Source organism: Buttiauxella sp. WJP83 (genome assembly GCF_027594725.1).
Taxonomy (GTDB): Bacteria; Pseudomonadota; Gammaproteobacteria; order Enterobacterales; family Enterobacteriaceae; genus Buttiauxella; species Buttiauxella selenatireducens.
In genome coordinates this window covers 4476787-4498481 of record NZ_CP110080.1, presented here as the reverse complement: position 1 = coordinate 4498481, position 21695 = coordinate 4476787, and the positions used below count along the sequence as shown (strand labels likewise).

Sequence of the window (21695 nt, the reverse complement as noted above, 5' to 3'; positions counted from 1 at the left end):
TTACCTGATAGTCAAAGGCCAGTGGACATAGCTTTGCCACAGGCTTTCTTGTGCCAGTAATTCAGCCCCCAGTGGATGGCATTCAAGCCACTTTTCTGGCAGCTCCAGAAGTAAGGTTTCACTTTCCACTTTCAGCGTGATTTCCGGCAGGATGTCATCCCGTCGGCGGCTGGCGAAAATAATCGCCAGACGTAGCAGACGGCAAAGATGTTCTGCAATGCGCGGCGGCACAGCATTTTGCTGGTGGAGAGAAGAGAGATCGACGGGGTTTGTCTGGTTTAACATCAGGGTCGAAAGCAGCTTTTTCTGCGCTGGCGTATAACCTGGAAGATCGAGATTTTTCACCAGATAAGCGGCATGTTGTGGTGATTGTTTAAAATCGACACTCAGACCAATTTCATGAAGCAAAGCAGCGCTGTTTAGCATTTCGATGCTGAGCGGCGTAAGACTCCATGCGTCCTTGACCTGGTTGGCGAGTGCCTGAGCTAACTGCTGGACGCGCTCTGCCTGGCCAGTATCGACCATAAAACGGCGTTGGATATTGCGCACTGTGCGACTTCTGATTTCCTGATTAACAGACAGATGAAGCATTCCGTAGACCAGACCTTCACGCAACGCGCCACCTGCAAGCGTCATACAATCAATCGATAACTCTTCGAATATCGCAATTAAAATGGCAAGACCGCTTGGGAATACCAGTGCTCTTTCGAGCGTCAGACCTTCAATTTCCAGCTCTTCAAGCCGCCCACATTGAATCGCTCTTTGCTTCAGTTGTTGAAGTTTTACAAGCGTGATGCGTTCGTCCATTCCCTGCGCCATCATGATTTCTTGCAATGCTTGCACGGTGCCAGAAGCTCCGACGCAAACCTTCCAGCCATGATGTTTTAAGCGATCGCAAATGGGTTTGAGCACTTCTTTTGCAGCCACTTCTGCGGCATCAAAGTTTTCTTTTGCCAGGTTTCGGTCGCTGAAAAAGCGCTCGAGCCAGGTCACACATCCCATGGATAAACTAAACAGTGCTGTAGTTTGCGCACCGCTGCCCGTCACGAGTTCAGTACTGGCACCGCCGATATCAACGACTAAGCGCTGATCGGCACCACCCGTAGTGTGAGCAACGCCTTGATAAATCAGGCGGGCTTCTTCTTCACCATGGATGATTTGTACCGGACAGCCGAGGATTTTTTCAGCTTGCTCGATGAATTCATTAGCATTGACGGCGAGTCGTAGTGTCGCAGTGGCGACAACACGAATTTGTGTCTGAGGGATATCTTGAAGACGTTCAGCAAATAAGCGCAGGCATTGCCACCCGCGCTCCATCGCTTCGCGTGAAAGCGTATTTTCGCTGCTTAAACCAGCAGCAAGGCGGACTTTCCGTTTAATGCGGGCAAGGGTTTGTATACTCCCTGCCACCTCACGTACCACCAACATATGAAAGCTATTAGAGCCTAAATCAATTGCAGCATACAGCGAGGTGGAGCTGAGCATAAATTTTTAACCTGTGCGACGACGATTACCACGGGAGGCGCCACCATTGCGGCGAGGACCGTTACCCGGACGGGAACGAGTCAGACGCTTCGGTGGAGGAAGTTCGCTTAACAGTGCTTCAGTTTTGTACTTACTGACTGGGATTGAGTGACCGATATAGGTTTCAATGGCAGACAGGTTTAACGCATAGTCTTCACATGCCAGGCTAATGGAATGGCCACTTTCGCCTGCACGACCGGTACGGCCAATACGGTGAACGTAGTCTTCGCAGTCATCCGGTAAATCGTAGTTGAAAACGTGAGTCACTAACGGAATATGTAAACCGCGAGCGGCAACATCGGTTGCAACCAGAATATCAAGATCGCCACGGGTGAATTCATCAAGGATGCGCAGACGTTTTTTCTGAGCAACATCACCGGTTAACAGCCCAACACGATGTCCATCTGCGGCAAGGTGACCCCAGATATCTTCACAACGGTGTTTGGTGTTTGCAAAGATGATTGCGCGATCTGGCCACTCTTCTTCGATAAGCGTCTGCAGCAGGCGCATTTTTTCTTCGTTAGAAGGGTAGAACAGCTCTTCTTTGATGCGATGACCGGTTTTTTGTTCCGGCTCAACTTCCACGTATTCCGCGTTGTTCATCTGCTCGAACGCCAGTTCACGCACACGGTAAGATAATGTGGCGGAGAACAGCATGTTCAGGCGTTGGGTGACAGGCGGCATGCGACGGAACAACCAGCGGATATCTTTAATAAAGCCCAGATCGTACATCCGGTCGGCTTCATCCAATACCACAACCTGAATTGCACCTAAGTTAATGTGGTTTTGTTTAGCGTAATCAATCAAACGGCCCGTTGTGCCGATAAGAATATCAACACCGCTTTCCAGTACTTTAAGCTGTTTGTCGTAGCCATCACCACCGTATGCCAGCCCGAGTTTCAGACCGGTAGATTGTGCAAGTGGCTCTGCATCAGAGTGAATTTGTACTGCCAGTTCGCGAGTCGGCGCCATGATTAAGGCACGCGGCTGGTTCACCTGGCGATTCTCTGGAACCGGGTGAGAGAGTAAATAATGGAACGTTGACGTTAAAAACGCCATCGTTTTGCCAGTACCGGTTTGCGCCTGCCCTGCAACGTCACGATTCGCTAGTGTCAGCGGTAGTGCCAGTGCCTGAATTGGGGTGCAGTTATGAAAGCCTTTATTTTCAAGGGCTTCAATCACCTTAGGGTGTAGGGCGAAGTCGGAAAACTTCTGTTCGGTCAAATGTGTTTTGCTCATAGTGTGGTAGAATATCAGTTTACTATTGCTTTACGAAAGCACATCCGTTGAAATAAACGGGGTGAAATAAAGTCACCCTGAGTTGGTTAATGCTACACCAACAAGGTAGACATAATCCTGCGGAGTAGAACATGAGCGATAAAATTATTCACCTGACTGACGACAGTTTCGACACGGACGTGCTAAAAGCTGATGGGTTGATTCTGGTTGATTTCTGGGCAGAGTGGTGTGGTCCATGCAAGATGATCGCCCCGATTCTTGATGAAATCGCTGATGAATATCAGGGCAATCTGACCGTTGCTAAACTGAACATCGATCAGAACCCGGGCACGGCGCCGAAATACGGTATCCGTGGTATCCCAACTCTGTTGCTGTTCAAGAACGGTGAAGTGGCTGCGACCAAAGTCGGTGCGCTGTCTAAAGGCCAGTTAAAAGAGTTCCTCGACGCTAATCTGGCATAATGGAATCTCAGCCGGTGCGTGCGGGTTCGCAAATTTTTGTGAGCTGCTGGACGCCCGGCGTCAGTCATGCTAAGTTACTTTTACTGCATTTAGAACTTGTCTTGTAGTTTGAATCTTTGTAATACCCAATGCTTCCAGTTAACTTTCACTAAGACGCTGTTTTACAGTGAACATACGGTCGCAAAATCGATTTCGGGCGTATCACCCATTCCGTCGTGTCGTTTCAGTTCTGCGTTTTTCCTATGACCAGACAGCGATAAGACATGTGGTGGTGGCCATTAAACAGGCATGGATGATCCTGCCATACCATTCACGATACATGTTCGAGATTTACCCCGAGTTTAAGAACCCACCATTATGAATCTTACCGAATTAAAGAATACGCCGGTTTCTGAGCTGATTACTCTCGGCGAAAATATGGGGCTGGAAAACCAAGCCCGTATGCGCAAGCAGGACATTATTTTCTCCATCCTGAAGCAACATGCGAAGAGTGGCGAAGATATCTTTGGTGACGGTGTACTGGAGATATTGCAGGACGGATTTGGTTTCCTCCGCTCTGCAGACAGCTCCTACCTCGCCGGTCCCGATGACATCTACGTTTCTCCCAGCCAAATCCGCCGTTTCAACCTCCGCACAGGGGATACCATCTCCGGTAAGATTCGTCCGCCGAAAGAAGGTGAGCGTTACTTTGCGCTGCTGAAAGTTAACGAAGTTAACTACGACAAACCAGAAAACGCGCGTAGCAAAATCCTGTTCGAAAACTTGACCCCGCTGCATGCGAACTCTCGTTTACGCATGGAACGTGGTAACGGTTCTACTGAAGACTTAACCGCTCGCGTACTGGACCTGGCATCCCCAATCGGTCGCGGCCAGCGTGGCCTGATTGTGGCACCGCCGAAAGCCGGTAAAACCATGCTGCTGCAAAATATCGCGCAAAGCATCGCTTACAACCACCCTGATTGTGTGTTGATGGTTCTGCTGATTGATGAACGTCCTGAAGAAGTGACCGAGATGCAGCGTCTGGTTAAGGGTGAAGTTGTCGCTTCTACCTTTGATGAGCCAGCTTCTCGCCACGTTCAGGTTGCTGAAATGGTCATCGAGAAAGCGAAGCGTTTGGTTGAGCATAAGAAAGACGTGATCATTCTGCTTGATTCCATTACCCGTTTGGCTCGTGCCTACAACACCGTAGTTCCGGCATCCGGTAAAGTATTGACCGGTGGTGTGGACGCCAATGCCCTGCATCGTCCAAAACGCTTCTTCGGTGCAGCGCGTAACGTGGAAGAGGGTGGTAGCTTGACTATCATCGCTACGGCTCTGGTTGATACCGGTTCTAAAATGGATGAAGTTATCTATGAAGAATTTAAAGGTACCGGCAACATGGAACTGCATCTGGCGCGTAAAATCGCTGAGAAGCGTGTATTCCCTGCTATCGACTATAATCGTTCTGGTACGCGTAAAGAAGAATTGCTGACGACTCAGGAAGAACTGCAGAAAATGTGGATCCTGCGTAAAATCATCCACCCAATGGGTGAGATTGATGCGATGGAATTCCTCATCAATAAACTGGCGATGACGAAAACCAACGAAGACTTCTTCGATATGATGAAGCGCTCGTAAGCAATAAAAACTCGGGGAACGCCACGCTTAGTCGTGGCGTTTTTCTTTAGTGGTGTATAATACAATCAGCATTGATCGAACGATGGTATTCGTAAACAAAATAAGTGCAATATGAAGTTATTGAATACTTGATTTGCAATATAAAACATCAAATAATCATTATGTTGGTACAATTTTTGCTTAGTAACTGCACGATTTAGCAGAGAGTCATTATTGTGAACTTACTCAATCAGAGTACAGACCTCATCCTTGTTTTCTCCTTTACCTTCGTCTTTTTGTTTTTTGCCCGAAAAGTGGCAAAAAAAGTGGGATTGGTAGACAAACCAAATTTCAGAAAACGACATCAGGGGCTAATCCCATTGGTTGGCGGTATTTCCGTCTATGCTGGGGTTTGTTTCGCATTCTTTATGTCGTGGTTGGCCTCTAGCTATTATATCCCTCATGCCCGTCTTTACCTGGTATGCGCCGGTGTTATGGTGTTGGTTGGAGCATTAGATGATCGCTTTGATATTAGCGTAAAATTTCGGGCGCTTGTTCAGGCGGCTATTGCAGTTGTGATGATGATCTACGGGGGATTATATCTCGCTACATTGGGATTTATTCTGGGACCTTGGGAGTTCATTCTTGGGCCATTTGGCTATCTTGTAACGCTGTTTGCCGTTTGGGCTGCAATAAACGCCTTCAATATGGTTGACGGCATTGATGGCTTGCTAGGCGGGCTTTCGAGTGTGTCCTTCGCAGCATTGGGTATTATTTTAATCTTCGATGGGCAAACGAGCCTCGCGATGTGGAGCTTCGCCATGATTGCGGCAACATTGCCTTATATATTATTGAACCTCGGCGTGCTGGGGCGACGATATAAAGTCTTTATGGGCGATGCTGGTAGTACGCTTATTGGATTTACCTTGATTTGGATGCTACTTGAGTCAACGCAGGGTACCTCTCATCCAATGAGCCCAGTGACTGCTTTATGGTTAATTGCAATCCCTCTTATGGACATGATCGCCATTATGTATCGGAGGCTCCGTAAAGGATTAAGCCCTTTCTCTGCAGATCGCCAACACATTCATCATCTTATTATGCGAGCAGGCTTTACTTCTCGTCAGGCATTTGCATTGATTACGCTAGCTGCTGCACTGTTAGCTGCAGTAGGGGTGTTTGCAGAGTACTATGCGAAAGTCCCTGAATGGGTAATGTTGGCATTATTCTTGCTTGCATTTGTTCTATATGATTATTGCATTAAACGTGCCTGGAAAGTGGCTCGTTTTATAAGACGTCATAAGCGTCGGCAACGTAGAAACAGCAGTGGCATTTCTTAATTCTGAATGTAATTGGGGAAGTGATGAAACAAAACGTGCCAGGAAGTAACCCGGGAATGGTAGACAACGAGTTGGACATTCGTGGTTTATTCCGGACACTTTGGCAAGGTAAGTTGTGGATTGTGGGTGTGGCAGTGTTGTTTGCAGCTGTCGCGCTAATCTACACCTTCTTTGCTAAGCAGGAGTGGAGTGCTAACGCGATAACTGACCGCCCTACAGTGAATATGCTGGGTGGTTATTATTCGCAGCAGCAATTCCTGCGGAATCTCGACCTCAGGGCCAATATGCTGCCGGTTGATCAACCGTCGGTGATGGATGAAGCTTACAAAGAATTCATCATGCAGCTATCTGCCTACGATACCCGCCGTGATTTTTGGCTGCAGACTGACTATTACAAACAACGTCAGGTCGGCAACAGTAAAGTTGATGCTGCGCTGCTAGACGAAATGGTTGATAACATTCAGTTTACAGCAGGAGATGTCGCCCGTAATACCAGCGATAGCGTCAAGTTAATTGCTGAAACTGCCGCCGACGCTAACAACCTGCTGCGTCAGTATGTCGCTTTTGCCAGCCAGCGTGCAGCAAGCCATCTGAATGAAGAACTGTCGGGAGCCTGGGCTGCTCGCACTGTTCAGATGAAAGCACAAGTTAAACGCCAGGAAGCCGTTGCGAAGTCTATTTTTGACCGCAAAGTGCACAGCATTGAGCAAGCGCTGAAAATCGCTCAACAGCAAAATATTTCCAAAAGTGAAACAGAAGTTCCTGCCGATGAGTTACCCGATTCTGAAATGTTCATGTTAGGACGCCCAATGTTGCAGGCACGCCTTGAAAGCCTGCAAGCGGTAGGTCCAAACTATGATATCGACTACGACCAGAATCGAGCCATGCTATCGACGCTGAATGTTGGGCCGACGCTCGACGCTCGCTTCCAAACCTACCGCTATTTACGTACCCCTGAAGAGCCTGTGAAACGCGATAGCCCGCGCCGGGCATTCTTACTGATCATGTGGGGTATGGTTGGGGCCCTGATTGGTGCTGGTGTGGCATTAGCCCGCCGTCCAAAATTGTTATAACGCCCTTACCCGGTGAAAGCTCGATGGACGGCTTTCACCTTTTTTAATAAAAGAGAATTGCTGTGAAAGTGTTAACTGTTTTTGGCACGCGCCCGGAGGCCATCAAAATGGCCCCTCTGGTTGATGCGTTGGCAAAAGATCCATTTTTTGACGCAAAAGTCTGCGTGACTGCACAGCATCGCGAGATGCTGGATCAAGTGTTGAATTTATTTTCTATCGAGCCGGATTATGATTTAAACATCATGAAGCCGGGGCAAGGGCTGACGGAAATTACCTGCCGAATTCTCGAAGGATTAAAGCCGATTCTTGAGTCCTTTAAGCCAGATGTGGTGCTGGTGCATGGCGATACGACGACGACGCTTGCCACTAGCCTGGCTGCATTTTATCAGCGTATTCCGGTCGGACATGTTGAAGCGGGTCTGCGTACTGGCGATCTGTTTTCTCCGTGGCCAGAAGAAGCGAACAGAACAATTACCGGGCATCTGGCGACATATCACTTTGCTCCGACAGAAAATTCCCGACAAAACCTGATACGTGAAAATATCAGCGACAATCATATCTTCGTCACCGGCAATACGGTGATTGATGCGCTGATTTCTGTCCGCGATCGTGTACTTGCCGATGACAATCTGCGTAGCTCTTTGGCGCAGTGTCACCCATTCCTGGATAACAGTAAAAAACTGATTCTGGTCACGGGGCACCGTCGCGAAAGCTTTGGTGGTGGTTTTGAGCGTATTTGTCACGCGTTGGCTGAAATTGCCAAACAAAACAGCGATGTTCAGATTGTTTATCCTGTACACCTGAATCCGAATGTTAGCGAGCCTGTTACGCGCATTCTTGGGGACGTCAAAAACATAGTGTTGATCGACCCGCAGGAGTATTTGCCATTTGTCTATTTAATGAACCATGCGTATCTGATTCTGACTGACTCAGGCGGTATTCAGGAAGAAGCGCCATCGTTGGGTAAGCCTGTATTGGTGATGCGTGATACCACTGAACGCCCTGAAGCTGTAGATGCAGGTACTGTTCGTTTGGTGGGGACGGATACTCAAGAGATCGTCCGCCAGGTAACGCGTTTGTTGATAGACGAAAACGAATATGAAGTGATGAGTCGGGCACATAATCCTTACGGCAACGGTAAGGCCTGTGAACAAATTTTGGCTGCATTAAAGAAAAATCAGGTGACACAACAATGAGTTTTGCAACCATCTCTGTGATTGGTCTTGGCTATATCGGATTACCCACTGCGGCGGCATTTGCTTCTAAACAGCGACACGTCGTAGGGATTGATATCAACCAACATGCGGTAGATACCATAAATCGTGGTGCTATTCATATTGTTGAGCCTGACCTCGATAAGGTGGTTAAAACTGCTGTGGAAGGCGGTTTCTTACGCGCCAGCACACAGCCAGTTGAAGCGGATGCTTTTTTGATTGCGGTACCTACGCCGTTCAAAGGCGATCACGAGCCGGATATGGTTTTTGTCAAAAGTGCCGCTGACTCCATAGCGCCCGTTCTCAAGAAAGGGGCTTTGGTTATCCTGGAGTCAACTTCGCCTGTCGGTTCAACCGAGCAAATGGCGGAATGGCTCGCCGAACTTCGCCCTGACCTGACTTTCCCACAACAGGCAGGTGAAGCCGCAGATGTAAATGTTGCTTACTGCCCGGAACGCGTATTGCCAGGCCAGGTGATGGTAGAACTCATCAAAAATGATCGGGTGATTGGCGGTATGACACCGCTTTGTTCCGAGCGAGCCAGCGAACTGTACAAGATTTTCCTCGAAGGTGAGTGCATCGTAACGAACTCCCGCACCGCTGAAATGTGCAAGCTAACAGAAAACAGTTTCCGTGATGTGAACATCGCCTTCGCTAACGAGCTTTCGCTGATTTGTGCTGATCAGGGGATCAATGTCTGGGAATTAATCCGCCTTGCTAACCGCCATCCGCGCGTCAATATTTTGCAGCCAGGTCCTGGCGTGGGTGGGCACTGTATCGCGGTTGATCCGTGGTTTATCGTCGCGCAGAACCCTGAACATGCACAGTTGATCCGCACCGCGCGTGAAGTCAACGACGGCAAGCCACACTGGGTTGTAAACCAGGTGAAAGCTGCCATTGCAGACTGCTTATCGCAGACAGGTCAGCGCGCCAGTGAAATCACTATTGCCTGCTTTGGACTGGCCTTTAAACCGAATATTGACGACCTGCGTGAAAGCCCGGCGATGGAAATCGCTGAAATTCTCAGTTCGTGGCATAGCGGCAAAACATGGGTTGTTGAGCCAAATATCCACCAACTACCAAAAACGCTCGTTGGACACTGTGAATTAGCAACGACTGATGAAGCCCTTGCGCAGGCCGATGTCCTGGTTATGTTGGTTGATCACCAGGTATTCAAAGCTATCCCAGGTACACAAGTCCAGCAGCGCTGGGTTGTTGATACCAAAGGGGTCTGGCGCTAGTTTTCGCCAGGCGAAAATGAAGCTGATGACGTTTTGCTCTGTGCCCGTTCAAGCAAGAATTGAATCTCTCGACTGGGAGAATCAATTCTTTGCGGTGAACAGCGGAATTCTTCGCTTTGAAGATGACGCGCCTTTGCTGACCCCGCAACACCTTGATGCCTATGCTCGCGTACAGGCGAAAATCTCCACCCATGAAACTGTCCTGCTTGATGGTTTGCAGCAACTCGGTTTTAAACTGGTTGAAGGGGAAGTCGATTTTGTACTGAAAGTTGGCACGCAACATGCTTCATCTTCTGTAGAGCTTGCCACAAGTGCCGATATTCCTGTGTTGCGGGATTTAGCCGCCAAAATCTTCACACAAAGCCGTTTCCGTACGCCCTGGTATCAGGCAACGGATAGTGGTCGTTTCTACGCGCAATGGGTTGAAAATGCCGTGCTGGGCACCTTTGACCATGAGTGCCTGTTATTGAAAAACGGCATTACGATACAAGGCTTTGTGAGCATGCGTCAGCTAAATGATGATGAGGCTCGTATTGGCTTGCTGGCAGGTCGTGGTGTTGGCGCTCAACTGATGGATGCAGCCTGTTTTTGGTGTCAGCAACGTGGCCTCCAGACACTGCGCGTGGCTACGCAAATCAGTAATACCGCAGCTCTGCGACGCTATATTCAAAGTGGTGCCACTATAGAAAGCACCGCCTTCTGGTTATACAGGTGAAAAAATGATCCCATTTAATGCTCCTCCAGTAGTAGGTACGGAAATCGAATACATGCAGGCTGCGATGGGTAGCGGCAAGCTTTGTGGCGATGGTGGTTTCACTCGTCGTTGTCAGCAATGGATGGAGCAACGCTTTGGCAGCAAAAAAGTACTGCTGACACCGTCCTGCACCGCGTCGCTGGAAATGGCTGCGCTGTTGTTGAATATTCAGCCCGGCGATGAAGTCATTATGCCGAGCTATACCTTTGTTTCTACTGCGAATGCTTTTGTGTTGCGCGGTGCTAAAATCGTCTTTGTTGATGTGCGCCCGGACACCATGAACATTGACGAAAAGCTGATTGAAGCGGCAATCACCGAGAAAACTCGTGCGATTGTCCCAGTGCATTACGCCGGTGTTGCCTGTGAAATGGATACCATCATGGCGATTGCCAGCAAGCATAATCTGTTTGTTGTGGAAGATGCGGCGCAGGGCGTGATGTCGACCTACAAAGGCCGCGCGCTGGGATCCATTGGCCATATTGGTTGCTTCAGCTTCCATGAAACCAAAAACTATACGGCGGGTGGCGAAGGTGGTGCGACGCTGATTAATGACCCATCGCTTATTGAGCGTGCGGAAATTATTCGTGAAAAAGGTACCAACCGCAGCCAGTTCTTCCGTGGGCAGGTGGATAAATATACCTGGCGGGATATTGGCTCAAGCTACTTGATGGCCGACTTGCAGGCCGCTTATCTGTGGGCACAGCTCGAAGCGGCTGAAAAGATTAACCAGCAGCGACTGAAGCTGTGGCATGCCTACTATGATGCACTGGCGCCGTTGGTGAATGCCGGGCGTATTGAACTGCCATCCATTCCAAAAGACTGTGTGCAAAATGCGCACATGTTTTATATCAAATTACGTGATATCGACGATCGCAGTGCATTAATTTCCTGGCTGAAAGAGGCTGAAATTATGGCGGTGTTCCATTACATCCCATTGCATGCCTGCCCTGCTGGCGAGAAGTTTGGTTACTTCCACGGTGAAGACCGTTTCACGACTCAAGAAAGCGAACGTTTGTTGCGCCTGCCGCTGTTCTACAACCTGTCTCCTGTGAATCAACGTACTGTTATCAATACGTTGTTAAGCTTCTTCTCCTGATATGTCACTCGCGAAAGCTTCAGTGTGGACCGCAGGGTCCACACTGGTAAAAATTGCTGCCGGTTTGCTGGTGGTGAAGCTGCTTGCTGTGGCGTTTGGCCCAAGTGGGGTCGGCCAGGCAGGAAATTTCCGTCAAATGGTCACCGTGTTAGGGGTACTCGCCGGGGCGGGGATCTTCAACGGCGTGACCAAATACGTCGCGCAATATCACGATCAACCTGAGCAATTACGCAAGGTCATTGGCACGTCGTCGGCGATGGTGCTTGGCTTCTCGACGCTTTTAGCCATTATTTTTGTTGTGGCGGCGAGGCCCATTAGCCTTGGGTTATTTGGGCATGAAAATCACCAGGGGTTAGTGCGCCTGGTAGCGTTCGTGCAGATGGGGATCGCCTGGGCGAACTTGTCTCTGGCTATCATGAAAGGTTTTCGTGATGCGGCGGGTAATGCGCTGGCGCTGATTGGCGGCAGTATTATTGGTGTGGCAGCTTATTACCTTTGTTACCGACTCGGTGGTTATGAAGGGGCGCTGCTGGGCCTTGCGTTAGTTCCTGCACTGGTGCTGATTCCTGCGGGAATCATGCTGGTCCGGCGCGAACATGTTCCGCTCAGCTATCTGAAACCGCAGTGGGACAAAGTGTACGCCAGCAGCCTGGGTAAGTTCACGATCATGGCGTTGATTACGTCCGTGACGTTACCCGTGGCCTACGTCATGATGCGTAACTTGCTTGCCGCTCATTACAGTTGGGATGATGTTGGTATCTGGCAGGGGGTGAGTAGTATTTCAGATGCCTATCTGCAATTTATCACTGCTTCGTTTAGCGTCTATCTGTTGCCAACGCTTTCACGCTTAACCAACAAATCTGATATTAGCCGCGAGATTGTTCGTTCGCTGAAATTCGTGCTGCCCGCGGTGGCTCTGGCAAGTTTCACCGTCTGGTTGTTGCGCGACTTTGCTATCTGGCTGCTTTTTTCACATAAATTCATTGCGATGCGCGATCTGTTTGCCTGGCAGTTGGTAGGGGATGTGCTGAAAGTGGGTTCGTACGTATTTGGGTATTTGGTGATAGCGAAAGCCTCGCTTCGCTTCTATATCTTGACGGAAATCAGCCAGTTCGCATTATTGACCGGTTTTTCACATTGGCTTATACCTGCGCATGGTGCTCTGGGTGCCGCACAGGCCTATATGGCAACGTACATCATTTACTTCACGCTCTGTTGCAGCGTTTTTCTCATTTATCGTAGACGAGCATGACGACACTGATTCACGTTTTGGGATCGGATATCCCGCATCATAATCAAACGGTACTGCGTTTCTTCAATGACGCACTGGCTGTCTCAAATCCGCATGCACGCCAGTTTATGGTGGTGTCAAAGGACGACGCTTTGCTTTCCGCTTTTCCTGCGCTTGCTATAACGCTTTATCCCACCAAAAAAGCGCTGGCGCAGGCTGTTGTGGAAAAAGCTCGAGCTAACCGTCAACAACGCTTTTTCTTCCACGGAAACTTTAACAGTGCGTTGTGGATAGCTCTGTTGACCGGAGGTTTGAAACCCGCCCAGATGTATTGGCATATTTGGGGCGCTGATCTTTACGAGGCCTCGAAGAGCTTAAAATTTCGGGCTTTTTACCTGCTGCGTCGCATCGCGCAGGGCCGTGTCGGGCGCGTCTTTGCCACCAGGGGTGATCTGAACTATTTCCATGAACGTCACCCACGCGTACCGGGTGAGCTGATTTATTTCCCAACACGAATGGACTTATTGCCTGAGAGTAACGCTTGCGAAGACGTCAAAACGGGGAAAATGACATTGTTGGTCGGGAATTCCGGTGATCTCAGCAACCAACATATTGCAGCGTTAAAAGCGATTCATGCCCAGTTTGGTGACACGGTACGCGTCGTGGTCCCGATGGGGTATCCTGGCAATAATGACGCCTATATTCATGAAGTGCAGCAAGCGGGTAGCGCCCTCTTTAGCGAAGAAAACCTGCAAATCCTGACGGAAAAAATGGACTTCAACGAGTATGTGACTCTGTTGTGCCAATGCGATTTGGGGTATTTCATTTTTGACCGTCAGCAAGGCATCGGCACGCTCTGCTTACTTATCCAGGCGGGGATCCCTTGTGTCCTCAGCCGCAAAAATCCTTTCTGGCAGGACATGACCGAGCAGCATATCCCGGTGTTGTTTACGGGCGATCCGTTGGATGAGTCGATCGTGCGCGAAGCACAGCGTCAACTACGCTTACTGGATAAACAACAAATCGCCTTCTTTAATCCAAATTACATCGATGGCTGGAAACGGGCACTGGAAATGGCATCAGGAGAAACCGCATGAGTTTGCTGCAATTTGGCGGTTTGTTTGTGGTCTGGTTTGTCTCAGTGATGTTCATTGGCATTTTAACGTACCAGGAATTCCGCCGGGTGCGTTTCAATTTTAATGTGTTCTTCTCACTGCTCTATTTGCTGACTTTTTTCTTTGGTTTCCCATTTACCTGCACCTTGGTGTTTCGCTTCGGTGTGGCAGTCGTGCCAGCAGATGTGTTGCTCCAGGCGCAACTCGCTGCCGTGTGTTTCTACGGTATCTATTATGTCGCTTACAAAACGCGACTGCGTGAGAAACGAACCGCATCAGTTCGGCGTCCTGTCTTTACCATGAACCGGGTCGAGACTCATCTCACGTGGGTGATGTTGATGGTGGTGGCGCTGGTCAGCGTCGGCATCTTCTTTATGCATAACGGATTTTTGTTATTTAAGCTGCATTCTTATAGCCAAATATTCTCTAGCGAAGTGTCGGGCGTTGCGTTAAAGCGTTTCTTCTACTTCTTTATTCCCGCGATGCTGGTGGTCTATTTCCTGAAACAAGATGGGCGAGCCTGGCTGTTCTTTCTGGTCAGCACGGTAGCCTTTGGTCTGTTGACCTACATGATTGTTGGCGGTACACGCGCCAATATCATCATCGCATTCGCCATCTTCTTGTTCATCGGCATTATCCGTGGCTGGATTTCGCTATGGATGCTGGCGGCTGCGGGCGTCTTTGGCATTGTTGGGATGTTCTGGCTGGCCTTGAAACGCTACGGTCTGAACGTCAGCGGCGATGAAGCGTTTTATACCTTCTTGTACCTGACGCGCGATACCTTCTCTCCGTGGGAAAACCTGGGATTACTGCTGCAAAATTACGACAAAATTGAGTTCCAGGGGCTGGCCCCGATCTTGCGTGATTTTTATGTCTTTATCCCAACCTGGTTATGGCCTGGCAGGCCGAGCATTGTTCTGAACAGTGCAAACTACTTCACTTGGGAAATTCTCAACAACCATTCTGGGCTGGCGATTTCACCTACCTTAATTGGCTCGCTGGTGGTGATGGGTGGAGTGTGGTTTATCCCGCTGGGCGCGGTTGTGGTGGGACTCATCATCAAATGGTTCGACTGGTTGTATGAATTGGGCAATCGGGAAACCAATAAATACAAAGCGGCCATTTTGCATAGCTTCTGCTTCGGGGCGATCTTCAACATGATTGTTCTGGCGCGAGAGGGACTGGACTCCTTCGTTTCACGCGTGGTGTTTTTCCTGATGGTATTTGGCGTCTGTTTGATGCTTGCGAAGTTGCTTTACTGGTTATTTGATAGTGCAGGGCTGGTGCATCAACGGTTACGGCGTTCACCGAAAATTACCTCCGGCACCCAAAATGCATCACAAGGAATATCATGAGTCCACTGACTACAGCTCCTTCATACGCTATTCGCGGCCTGGATCTTCTTGGCTGGCGCGATATGCAGCACGCTCTGGATTACCTCTACGCAGGTGGTTCGCTGCGCTGCGGCACTTTGGTGGCGATTAACGCTGAGAAAATACTTGCCGCAGAGCGTGAGCAAGAAGTGCGAACGCTAATCCAGGAGGCGGAATACAAATACGCTGACGGCATAAGCGTGGTTCGTTCTATCCGTAAAAAATTCCCCGGTGCGGTCGTGTCGCGAGTGCCTGGCGCTGACCTTTGGGAAGCGCTGATGCAACGAGCTGGGCAAGAAGGCACACCGGTTTTCCTCATCGGTGGCAAACCAGAAATACTGGCGCAAACAGAAGCCAAACTGCGCAAGCAATGGCAGGTCAATATTGTTGGTAGCCAGAATGGGTATTTCAAGGCAGAGCAGCAGCCTGCTTTGTTTGAGCGTATTCGCGACAGTGGTGCTGCGATTGTCACGGTTGCGATGGGATCGCCACGTCAGGAGATCTTTATGCGGGATTGCCGTAAGGTGCATCCTGATGCCTTGTATATGGGTGTTGGCGGTACCTATGATGTGTTTACCGGACATGTGAAGCGCGCACCAAAGGTATGGCAGAGACTGGGTCTGGAATGGCTTTACCGTTTGTTATCGCAACCGAGCCGTATCACGCGCCAAATTAAACTGCTGCGTTATCTGGCCTGGCATTATACCGGTCGCCTTTAAAATATCCCTTTGTGTGCAGATAAAGTGAGTTTGAAGGGTGAAATTGGCTGGATAATCATCAGAATGTGCAAAGCATGACCAAATGCGCATTTTATTTAAATAAGCACTAGACAGCCGAGCATGAAGGCCGTAATATCCGACCCCGCAACGGCGCTATGCGCCCGTAGCTCAGCTGGATAGAGCGCTGCCCTCCGGAGGCAGAGGTCTCAGGTTCGAATCCTGTCGGGCGCACCATCTTTATTAAGAAGGGCGTTGGAGCTGCGGCGGCACTTCTTTCTAAGAAAGTTGGCCGTGCAAATAAAGTTTTCAGTGGTGGCTATAGCTCAGTTGGTAGAGCCCTGGATTGTGATTCCAGTTGTCGTGGGTTCGAGTCCCATTAGCCACCCCATTAATTTAGTGATATTGCGAAGGTGGCGGAATTGGTAGACGCGCTAGCTTCAGGTGTTAGTGTTCTTACGGACGTGAGGGTTCAAGTCCCTCTCTTCGCACCATCTCTAAGTTAAGTAGTACGAAGTAAAAGCAGTATTTCGGCGAGTAGCGCAGCTTGGTAGCGCAACTGGTTTGGGACCAGTGGGTCGGAGGTTCGAATCCTCTCTCGCCGACCAAATTCAAGAAAACCCAACCGCAAGGTTGGGTTTTTTTACGTCTATAGTTTACAGAGGATGAGAACCTCCGAAGGAGGTTTGAGCCGAGCGAAGCGAGACAACGTTGCTTTAGCAACGGCCCGCAGGGCGAGTCACGCAGTGGCGAGTAATCCTCTCTCGCCGACCAAATTTCGAAAAAGCCAACCTTCGGGTTGGCTTTTTTGCGTCTGTGCTTTAGTCAGTCTCAATTTCACGACATTGTCGTTTTATTTGTCGTCGTTTGGTGACTTATAACCATTTGATAATTAATATAAATTTTATTAAATCATATTGGTGTCGCCAGGAAGAGACACTATTACGATGGAGTTAAAGCGTGAGATCAATGGATCTGACAGTGGGGCGTCTACTGTTAACTTGCTGAATGCAAAGCTATTGCATGTTCATATTAATTTTGAATACAACCCTGGCACGTATCGTGCAATAATATATCTGTAGATGCTCATTCCACTTCTTATGTTTGCTTAGGCTTCATAAACCCAGGAATGACGCAGAGCCGATTTACGGTGCTTATCGTCCACCGACAGATGTCGTCTTTCAGACCTCATCCAACACCATGGACATAACGTTGAGTGAAGCACCACTTAGTTGTCATACAGACCTGTTTTAACACCTGCCTTTTGGCAGGTGTTTTTTTTTGCATTCAGGAAAGGAAAGCGAGAGAGGAAAAGGGCGAAAAATTTCGCCCTTAGTGACTACTGATTAGGATTATTTTGCAGCGTTAACAACAGACCGTCACGACGCATGGTCGCCGCTTCTTCAGGTTGGTGCAGACGATCCAGACAGTCTGCCAGCCAGGCGTAATCAAACGCATCAGGGCGCTGTTTGATGGCTTCGCGGAATGCTTCGCATGCGGGTTGCCATTCACCGTGCTTCATCAGCAACTGTCCCAGTGTACTGTACAGCAAAGGACGATCGCTCTGAGTTTTGATCTGCTGACGAAGGGCTTTTTCGAGTTGCTCTGGGTTTCCTGATTTCAAACGCGGCATCAGTAATACCAGGCGTTCATCAAACTGGCGTTTTAGACCATCAAGGATAATTTCCTGCGCAGCGTCATGATCGTCACATTCAATGAGATGCTCCGCCATCGCGACCTGCAACGCCGTCTCGTGGCGTGTTTTACGGCTTTGGTTTTTCCACCAGGTTTTCAGGCCATCGTTACCTTGATCAGCCATCGCCTGATCCATCAAACCAATCCAGGCCTGGCGCTGAAGCTCTGCACGATGGGCTTCATCACTAACCTGTACTTTGTCCATTGCTGGCAAAATATCAAGCAGCGATCCCCACGCACCGGTACGAACATAAGCCATTTCAGCCAGACGTAGAACTTCTGGATGACGCGGAGCCGTTTCCAGTAATTTATCCACACCATGACGCGCTGCGTGATTTTCATTGCGAGCCAGTTGCAGGCGTACACGAGTAATCTCTACGGGTAACTGATCGTGGTCGGCCAGTTCTGCCGCACGTTCGAGATGTTGGTTTGCCCGGATTTCATCGCCGCGCTGTTGTGCAGCTTCGGCGGCCAGCAAATAGTTCACCACTGGCTGTTCCGCATGATCGGCATTTTTCAGCATGAGTTTTTCAACTTGCTGATAATCACCTTCTGCCAGCTTCAGCAATGCAGCTTTAGTTTGCTTACGTGCACGGCTGCTTTTACGTCCCACAAACCAACCACGTGTACGAGCACCGGTGCGGAAAACACGACGCAGTACCCACTCGATGGCGAACAGCACAACCATGCTCAGGATAAGAATGATCACCAGGCCCGTAACGCTGGTTTCCACGTTGTAATTGTCAGTCTGGATCAGCACATAGCCCTGATGACCCGCGAGCATCGGCCCGAGGACGATCCCGGCGATCAACAACAGAAAGAGTAATAAGACTTTAATCATGCTTATTCTCCTTCAGTGGGTGCAGGCACCGGAGCTGGTGCTGAGGCTGGGGCAGATTCGGTTGGCGCTGGCACTGGTGCTGCCGTATTTGCCGCGGGCTGAGCGAGTAAATTGCGCACCCGAGTCTGCATCAGTTTTTCCAGCAGAGGTTGGCTTTCCAGCGTTTGCGGCACATCCATATTGATGCTTTGCTGGCTCAGAGAGTCCAGTTCATCGAGGAACGATTTGGTCACACTGTCGTTGGTATCGTAATAAGCACGAACCCAGGTGGAGACATTCTCCAGTGACTGCTTATAGGTTTCATCCTGATGGCGTGGAACGGCTTGCGCTGCAACCAGCAGACGCGAGCGGATATTCTCACGCAGATAAACATCCTGGTTGGGTGCCAGAAGCGGAACCGCCGTTTCATCACGACGACGAATAGTAATGAAACTATCCATAAAGTTGTGCCAGCTTTTTGCCAGGTTTTGACGCCATTCCGTGACGGTGCTTGAAAGCTCGCTCCCATCAGAGTCCATCGGCGTGTCATCGGTATTATTGTCTGCAAGGCGCAAGTTATCGACTTGATTAGAAAGCTGATTTAGCTTGAGGATAATCCCGTCGTAATCGACCTGAGTAATAGAAGACAGTGCAGCAATGTCATCCGTCAGCGCACGACGAGCAACAAGCAGACTTGGATCATTCATGTCTGCCAGGCTGGCATCAGCACTTTTCAAAAGTGCTGCGGCGGTAGTGACATCCTGATCGCTCCACAGTTTTCGACCGGCCAGTTTCACCAGGAAATCGGACTGCGCCAACAGCCAGGTTTTCGCATCACTTCCGGAAATGGTCGCTACCTTTTGCTGTACTTCATCGAGCTCACGCGCCAGATTCGCCTGCTGACGATTCGACTCTTCGAGAGCCGACGCTTGCTGCTTGATAGTCGTTTCCAGCGCTGATTGCTGCTGTTCTTGCTGCTTTTGTAAGGCGATTAACTGTGTCGCCAGGGCATCAGTGTTGGCAGTTTGTGCCGCCGACTGATGCTTACCATAACTGTAAAGACCGCCACCTAGCGCCAGGGCAATAGCAATAGCAATCGCACCCAGTGCAATCCCGGCAATACCATTACGATTTTTTTTTGGTGGTTGTTCTGGAAGCGGTGCGCTTTCCACCGCAGGTGTGGTCTCTTCAATCATGGCGGAGGTATTCTTTTGTTCCGTCATTGTAGCGTCCCATTTGATTTTAGGTTTATTGTAACGCGCGAAGCAGCGCGTCATTGTCTGCGTTATCGGCGACCCGAATATCTTTCCAGCCCAGATCCCGGGCAAGGTCTGCCAGACGCTCACTGACAACTAAGAGTTGGCAGTGGAGTAACCAGTTTTTTCGATACCATTCGGGAATGAGCGCATAAAGCTGCTGTAGCATTTCACCGCTCGTCACGACCAGCGTTGAAACCCCACGCTCGCGCCAACGAAAGGCCTCTTCTGTTCCATCATAAATTCTGGCACTTCTTTGGTAACATTCGCAGAAAGTCACTTCTGCACCGCGCTCTGTCAGTGTTTCACCTAACAATTCACGGCCACCGTTGCCGCGCAAAATGAGCGCTCGCTTCCCGGCAACATTCTGTAATTCAGGTAATTGTAGCAAGACTTCCGACGTTTCCCGATCTTGTGGATAACGAACCGGCAAATGGCTGACTGTATGAAACGCTAATGCAGTCGTACGTCCAATCGCAAACCAGGCAAGATTGGCAGGCCATGACATTGCATTTTGGCTTAATTGTGGCTGAGCATAATGTATGACGTGCTGCGACAGTACGAAAACCAGATCGCCTGCGGAAAGGCCCGCGAGCATCGCCGGCAGTTTGTCCAACTGTCGGCCTGGGGAAAACTCGATGAGAGGGAAGCTATAGGCCACCTGCCCCAGTGCGCGCAGTCTGCTCACTAACTCGTCCCCTGCGGGCGAAGGGCGGGTGACAAGGATCGTCATGCCGGAGCATCTCCGTCATAAACAGCGGCCAGAATTTCGCGGGCGCCTTTATCAAGGAGTTCTTCAGCAAGGGAAACACCCATGGCTTCGGCATCTTCTGGTTTACCACGACGTTCACCGCGCACCAGGACTGAACCATCGGGCGCACCCACTAATGCCCGCAGCCACAACTCGCCATTGATCAATTCGGCATAACTGCCGATTGGCACCTGACATCCGCCTTCAAGACGCATGTTCATGGCGCGCTCTGCGCTGACGCGAATCGCCGTTTCTTCGTGATTTAGCGACTCAATCAAGTCCTGAGTACGTATATCGTCAAGGCGACACTCGATGCCGACAGCTCCCTGGCCCACGGCGGGGAGAGAAACTTCAGCTGGCAAGGCGTAACGAATGCGGGATTGCAATTCAAGGCGGTTAAGACCGGCGACAGCAAGAATAATCGCATCGTAATCACCGTTATCGAGTTTACCCAAACGAGTGCCGACGTTCCCGCGTAATGAACGAATGACCAGGTCCGGGCGACACTCGGCAATTTGGCATTGGCGGCGGAGGCTTGATGTACCAACTACGCTGCCAGCCGGCAAATCATCGAGGTTGGCGAAATTGTTGGAAACAAAGGCATCACGCGGATCATCGCGCTCGCATATCGTCACCAGGCCCAGGCCTTCAGGAAATTCTACTGGCACATCTTTCATTGAATGCACGGCGATATCTGCGCGCCCTTCAAGCAGTGCAAGTTCTAACTCTTTGACAAACAATCCCTTGCCGCCGACTTTCGCCAGCGGTGTATCAAGAATGATGTCGCCACGCGTCACCATAGGCACCAGTTCAACCGTGAGCTGGGGATGGTTCGCCATCAGGCGTTGTTTGACATAATGTGCTTGCCAAAGTGCTAATGGGCTTTGGCGAGTGGCAATTCTTAATACATTGTCTAACATTGCTAGTTACCGTAATTATCGTCCCTGACCATCCTACCACTCTTCACGGAAGGCTGTCAGTTTCAACGGTTTTTCGGAAAAGAGGGATGTCTTTCGTATTATGGAATATAAAGCAGGGAGCCGGAGAGGAACTTGGCGTGTAGCGCATCTTTCTTTACGGTCAACCAGCAAGGTGTTAAATTGATCACGTTTCCAGCAATTCTTTGCCTTGTCGTTTATAATAGAGGCAACAACCGGGAAACGGGTTTTTTCGAAATACTGAAACCATCAGGCGATATGT

18 protein-coding genes, 4 tRNA genes and 1 other RNA gene are annotated in these 21695 nt (G+C 49.8%); 17 read left to right on the top strand and 6 right to left on the bottom strand.

Going from position 1 to position 21695, the window contains the following annotated elements; genetic code table 11:
* Together gppA and rhlB are read right to left on the bottom strand one after the other, a co-directional pair.
* Positions 1–1485, bottom strand: a complete 1485-nt coding sequence (gene gppA / locus OH773_RS20780) for a guanosine-5'-triphosphate,3'-diphosphate diphosphatase (protein ID WP_270141542.1) — start codon at positions 1483–1485, stop codon at positions 1–3.
* A 6-nt stretch (positions 1486–1491) separates the two neighbouring features.
* Positions 1492–2763 carry an ATP-dependent RNA helicase RhlB gene (rhlB, locus tag OH773_RS20775; RefSeq protein ID WP_183273079.1) on the bottom strand — a complete coding sequence of 424 codons (1272 nt, stop codon included), beginning with the start codon at positions 2761–2763 and terminating at the stop codon, positions 1492–1494.
* A 131-nt stretch (positions 2764–2894) separates the two neighbouring features.
* Between rhlB and trxA the strand changes: the two genes are divergently transcribed.
* The 17 genes from trxA (at position 2895) to OH773_RS20690 (ending at position 16747) form a co-directional block, all read left to right on the top strand.
* A complete protein-coding gene (gene trxA / locus OH773_RS20770; RefSeq protein WP_034461718.1) occupies positions 2895–3224 on the top strand; it encodes a thioredoxin TrxA in 330 nt (109 codons plus the stop codon).
* Positions 3225–3581: 357 nt separating this feature from the next.
* Complete coding sequence (gene rho, locus OH773_RS20765) at positions 3582–4841, top strand: transcription termination factor Rho (protein WP_034461716.1); 1260 nt, start codon at positions 3582–3584, stop codon at positions 4839–4841.
* A gap of 215 nt (positions 4842–5056) precedes the next feature.
* A complete protein-coding gene (wecA, locus tag OH773_RS20760; RefSeq protein ID WP_270141536.1) occupies positions 5057–6160 on the top strand; it encodes a UDP-N-acetylglucosamine--undecaprenyl-phosphate N-acetylglucosaminephosphotransferase in 1104 nt (367 codons plus the stop codon).
* A gap of 23 nt (positions 6161–6183) precedes the next feature.
* Entirely contained in the window at positions 6184–7233 is a 1050-nt protein-coding gene (wzzE, locus tag OH773_RS20755) for an ECA polysaccharide chain length modulation protein (protein ID WP_270141534.1), read from the top strand.
* A 62-nt stretch (positions 7234–7295) separates the two neighbouring features.
* Complete coding sequence (gene wecB / locus OH773_RS20750) at positions 7296–8429, top strand: non-hydrolyzing UDP-N-acetylglucosamine 2-epimerase (RefSeq protein WP_270141532.1); 1134 nt, start codon at positions 7296–7298, stop codon at positions 8427–8429.
* Positions 8426–9688 (top strand): UDP-N-acetyl-D-mannosamine dehydrogenase, encoded by a 1263-nt coding sequence (wecC, locus tag OH773_RS20745; RefSeq protein WP_270141530.1) that lies wholly within the window; start codon positions 8426–8428, stop codon positions 9686–9688. Before wecB ends, wecC begins: the two co-directional genes overlap by 4 nt.
* Positions 9689–9728: 40 nt before the next feature.
* On the top strand, positions 9729–10403 hold the full coding sequence (gene rffC / locus OH773_RS20740) for a dTDP-4-amino-4,6-dideoxy-D-galactose acyltransferase (RefSeq protein WP_270145990.1): 675 nt from the start codon (positions 9729–9731) through the stop codon (positions 10401–10403).
* Between the two features lie 4 nt (positions 10404–10407).
* Positions 10408–11538, top strand: coding sequence for a dTDP-4-amino-4,6-dideoxygalactose transaminase (gene rffA / locus OH773_RS20735; RefSeq protein ID WP_270141528.1), 1131 nt, complete (start codon positions 10408–10410; stop codon positions 11536–11538).
* Position 11539: 1 nt separating this feature from the next.
* Complete coding sequence (gene wzxE / locus OH773_RS20730; RefSeq protein WP_270141526.1) at positions 11540–12790, top strand: lipid III flippase WzxE; 1251 nt, start codon at positions 11540–11542, stop codon at positions 12788–12790.
* The gene (locus OH773_RS20725) at positions 12787–13866 is read left to right on the top strand and encodes a TDP-N-acetylfucosamine:lipid II N-acetylfucosaminyltransferase (protein WP_270141524.1); all 1080 of its coding nucleotides are present in this window, start codon (positions 12787–12789) and stop codon (positions 13864–13866) included. The genes wzxE and OH773_RS20725 overlap by 4 nt, the downstream gene beginning before the upstream one ends.
* The gene (gene wzyE, locus OH773_RS20720; protein WP_270141522.1) at positions 13863–15239 is read left to right on the top strand and encodes an ECA oligosaccharide polymerase; all 1377 of its coding nucleotides are present in this window, start codon (positions 13863–13865) and stop codon (positions 15237–15239) included. The genes OH773_RS20725 and wzyE overlap by 4 nt, the downstream gene beginning before the upstream one ends.
* The gene (gene wecG, locus OH773_RS20715) at positions 15236–15976 is read left to right on the top strand and encodes a lipopolysaccharide N-acetylmannosaminouronosyltransferase (RefSeq protein WP_270141520.1); all 741 of its coding nucleotides are present in this window, start codon (positions 15236–15238) and stop codon (positions 15974–15976) included. The genes wzyE and wecG overlap by 4 nt, the downstream gene beginning before the upstream one ends.
* A 157-nt stretch (positions 15977–16133) precedes the next feature.
* A tRNA-Arg gene (locus OH773_RS20710) sits at positions 16134–16210 on the top strand.
* 78 nt (positions 16211–16288) lie between these two features.
* Positions 16289–16364, top strand: a tRNA-His gene (locus tag OH773_RS20705).
* A gap of 16 nt (positions 16365–16380) precedes the next feature.
* Positions 16381–16467 (top strand) — tRNA-Leu (locus OH773_RS20700).
* Positions 16468–16504: 37 nt separating this feature from the next.
* Positions 16505–16581 (top strand) — tRNA-Pro (locus OH773_RS20695).
* A gap of 36 nt (positions 16582–16617) precedes the next feature.
* Positions 16618–16747, top strand: a non-coding RNA gene (locus tag OH773_RS20690) — RtT sRNA.
* A 565-nt stretch (positions 16748–17312) separates the two neighbouring features.
* Here the strand turns inward: OH773_RS20690 and hemY are convergent.
* Genes hemY through hemC form a run of 4 tightly spaced genes read right to left on the bottom strand, consistent with a single transcriptional unit; the run spans position 17313 to position 21415 of the window.
* On the bottom strand, positions 17313–18509 hold the full coding sequence (gene hemY / locus OH773_RS20685) for a protoheme IX biogenesis protein HemY (RefSeq protein ID WP_270141518.1): 1197 nt from the start codon (positions 18507–18509) through the stop codon (positions 17313–17315).
* Positions 18510–18511: 2 nt separating this feature from the next.
* A complete protein-coding gene (gene hemX / locus OH773_RS20680) occupies positions 18512–19711 on the bottom strand; it encodes a uroporphyrinogen-III C-methyltransferase (protein WP_270141515.1) in 1200 nt (399 codons plus the stop codon).
* A 25-nt stretch (positions 19712–19736) separates the two neighbouring features.
* The gene (gene hemD / locus OH773_RS20675) at positions 19737–20477 is read right to left on the bottom strand and encodes a uroporphyrinogen-III synthase (RefSeq protein WP_270141513.1); all 741 of its coding nucleotides are present in this window, start codon (positions 20475–20477) and stop codon (positions 19737–19739) included.
* Complete coding sequence (gene hemC, locus OH773_RS20670; RefSeq protein ID WP_270141511.1) at positions 20474–21415, bottom strand: hydroxymethylbilane synthase; 942 nt, start codon at positions 21413–21415, stop codon at positions 20474–20476. The genes hemD and hemC overlap by 4 nt, the downstream gene beginning before the upstream one ends.
* Positions 21416–21695 lie beyond the last annotated feature (280 nt).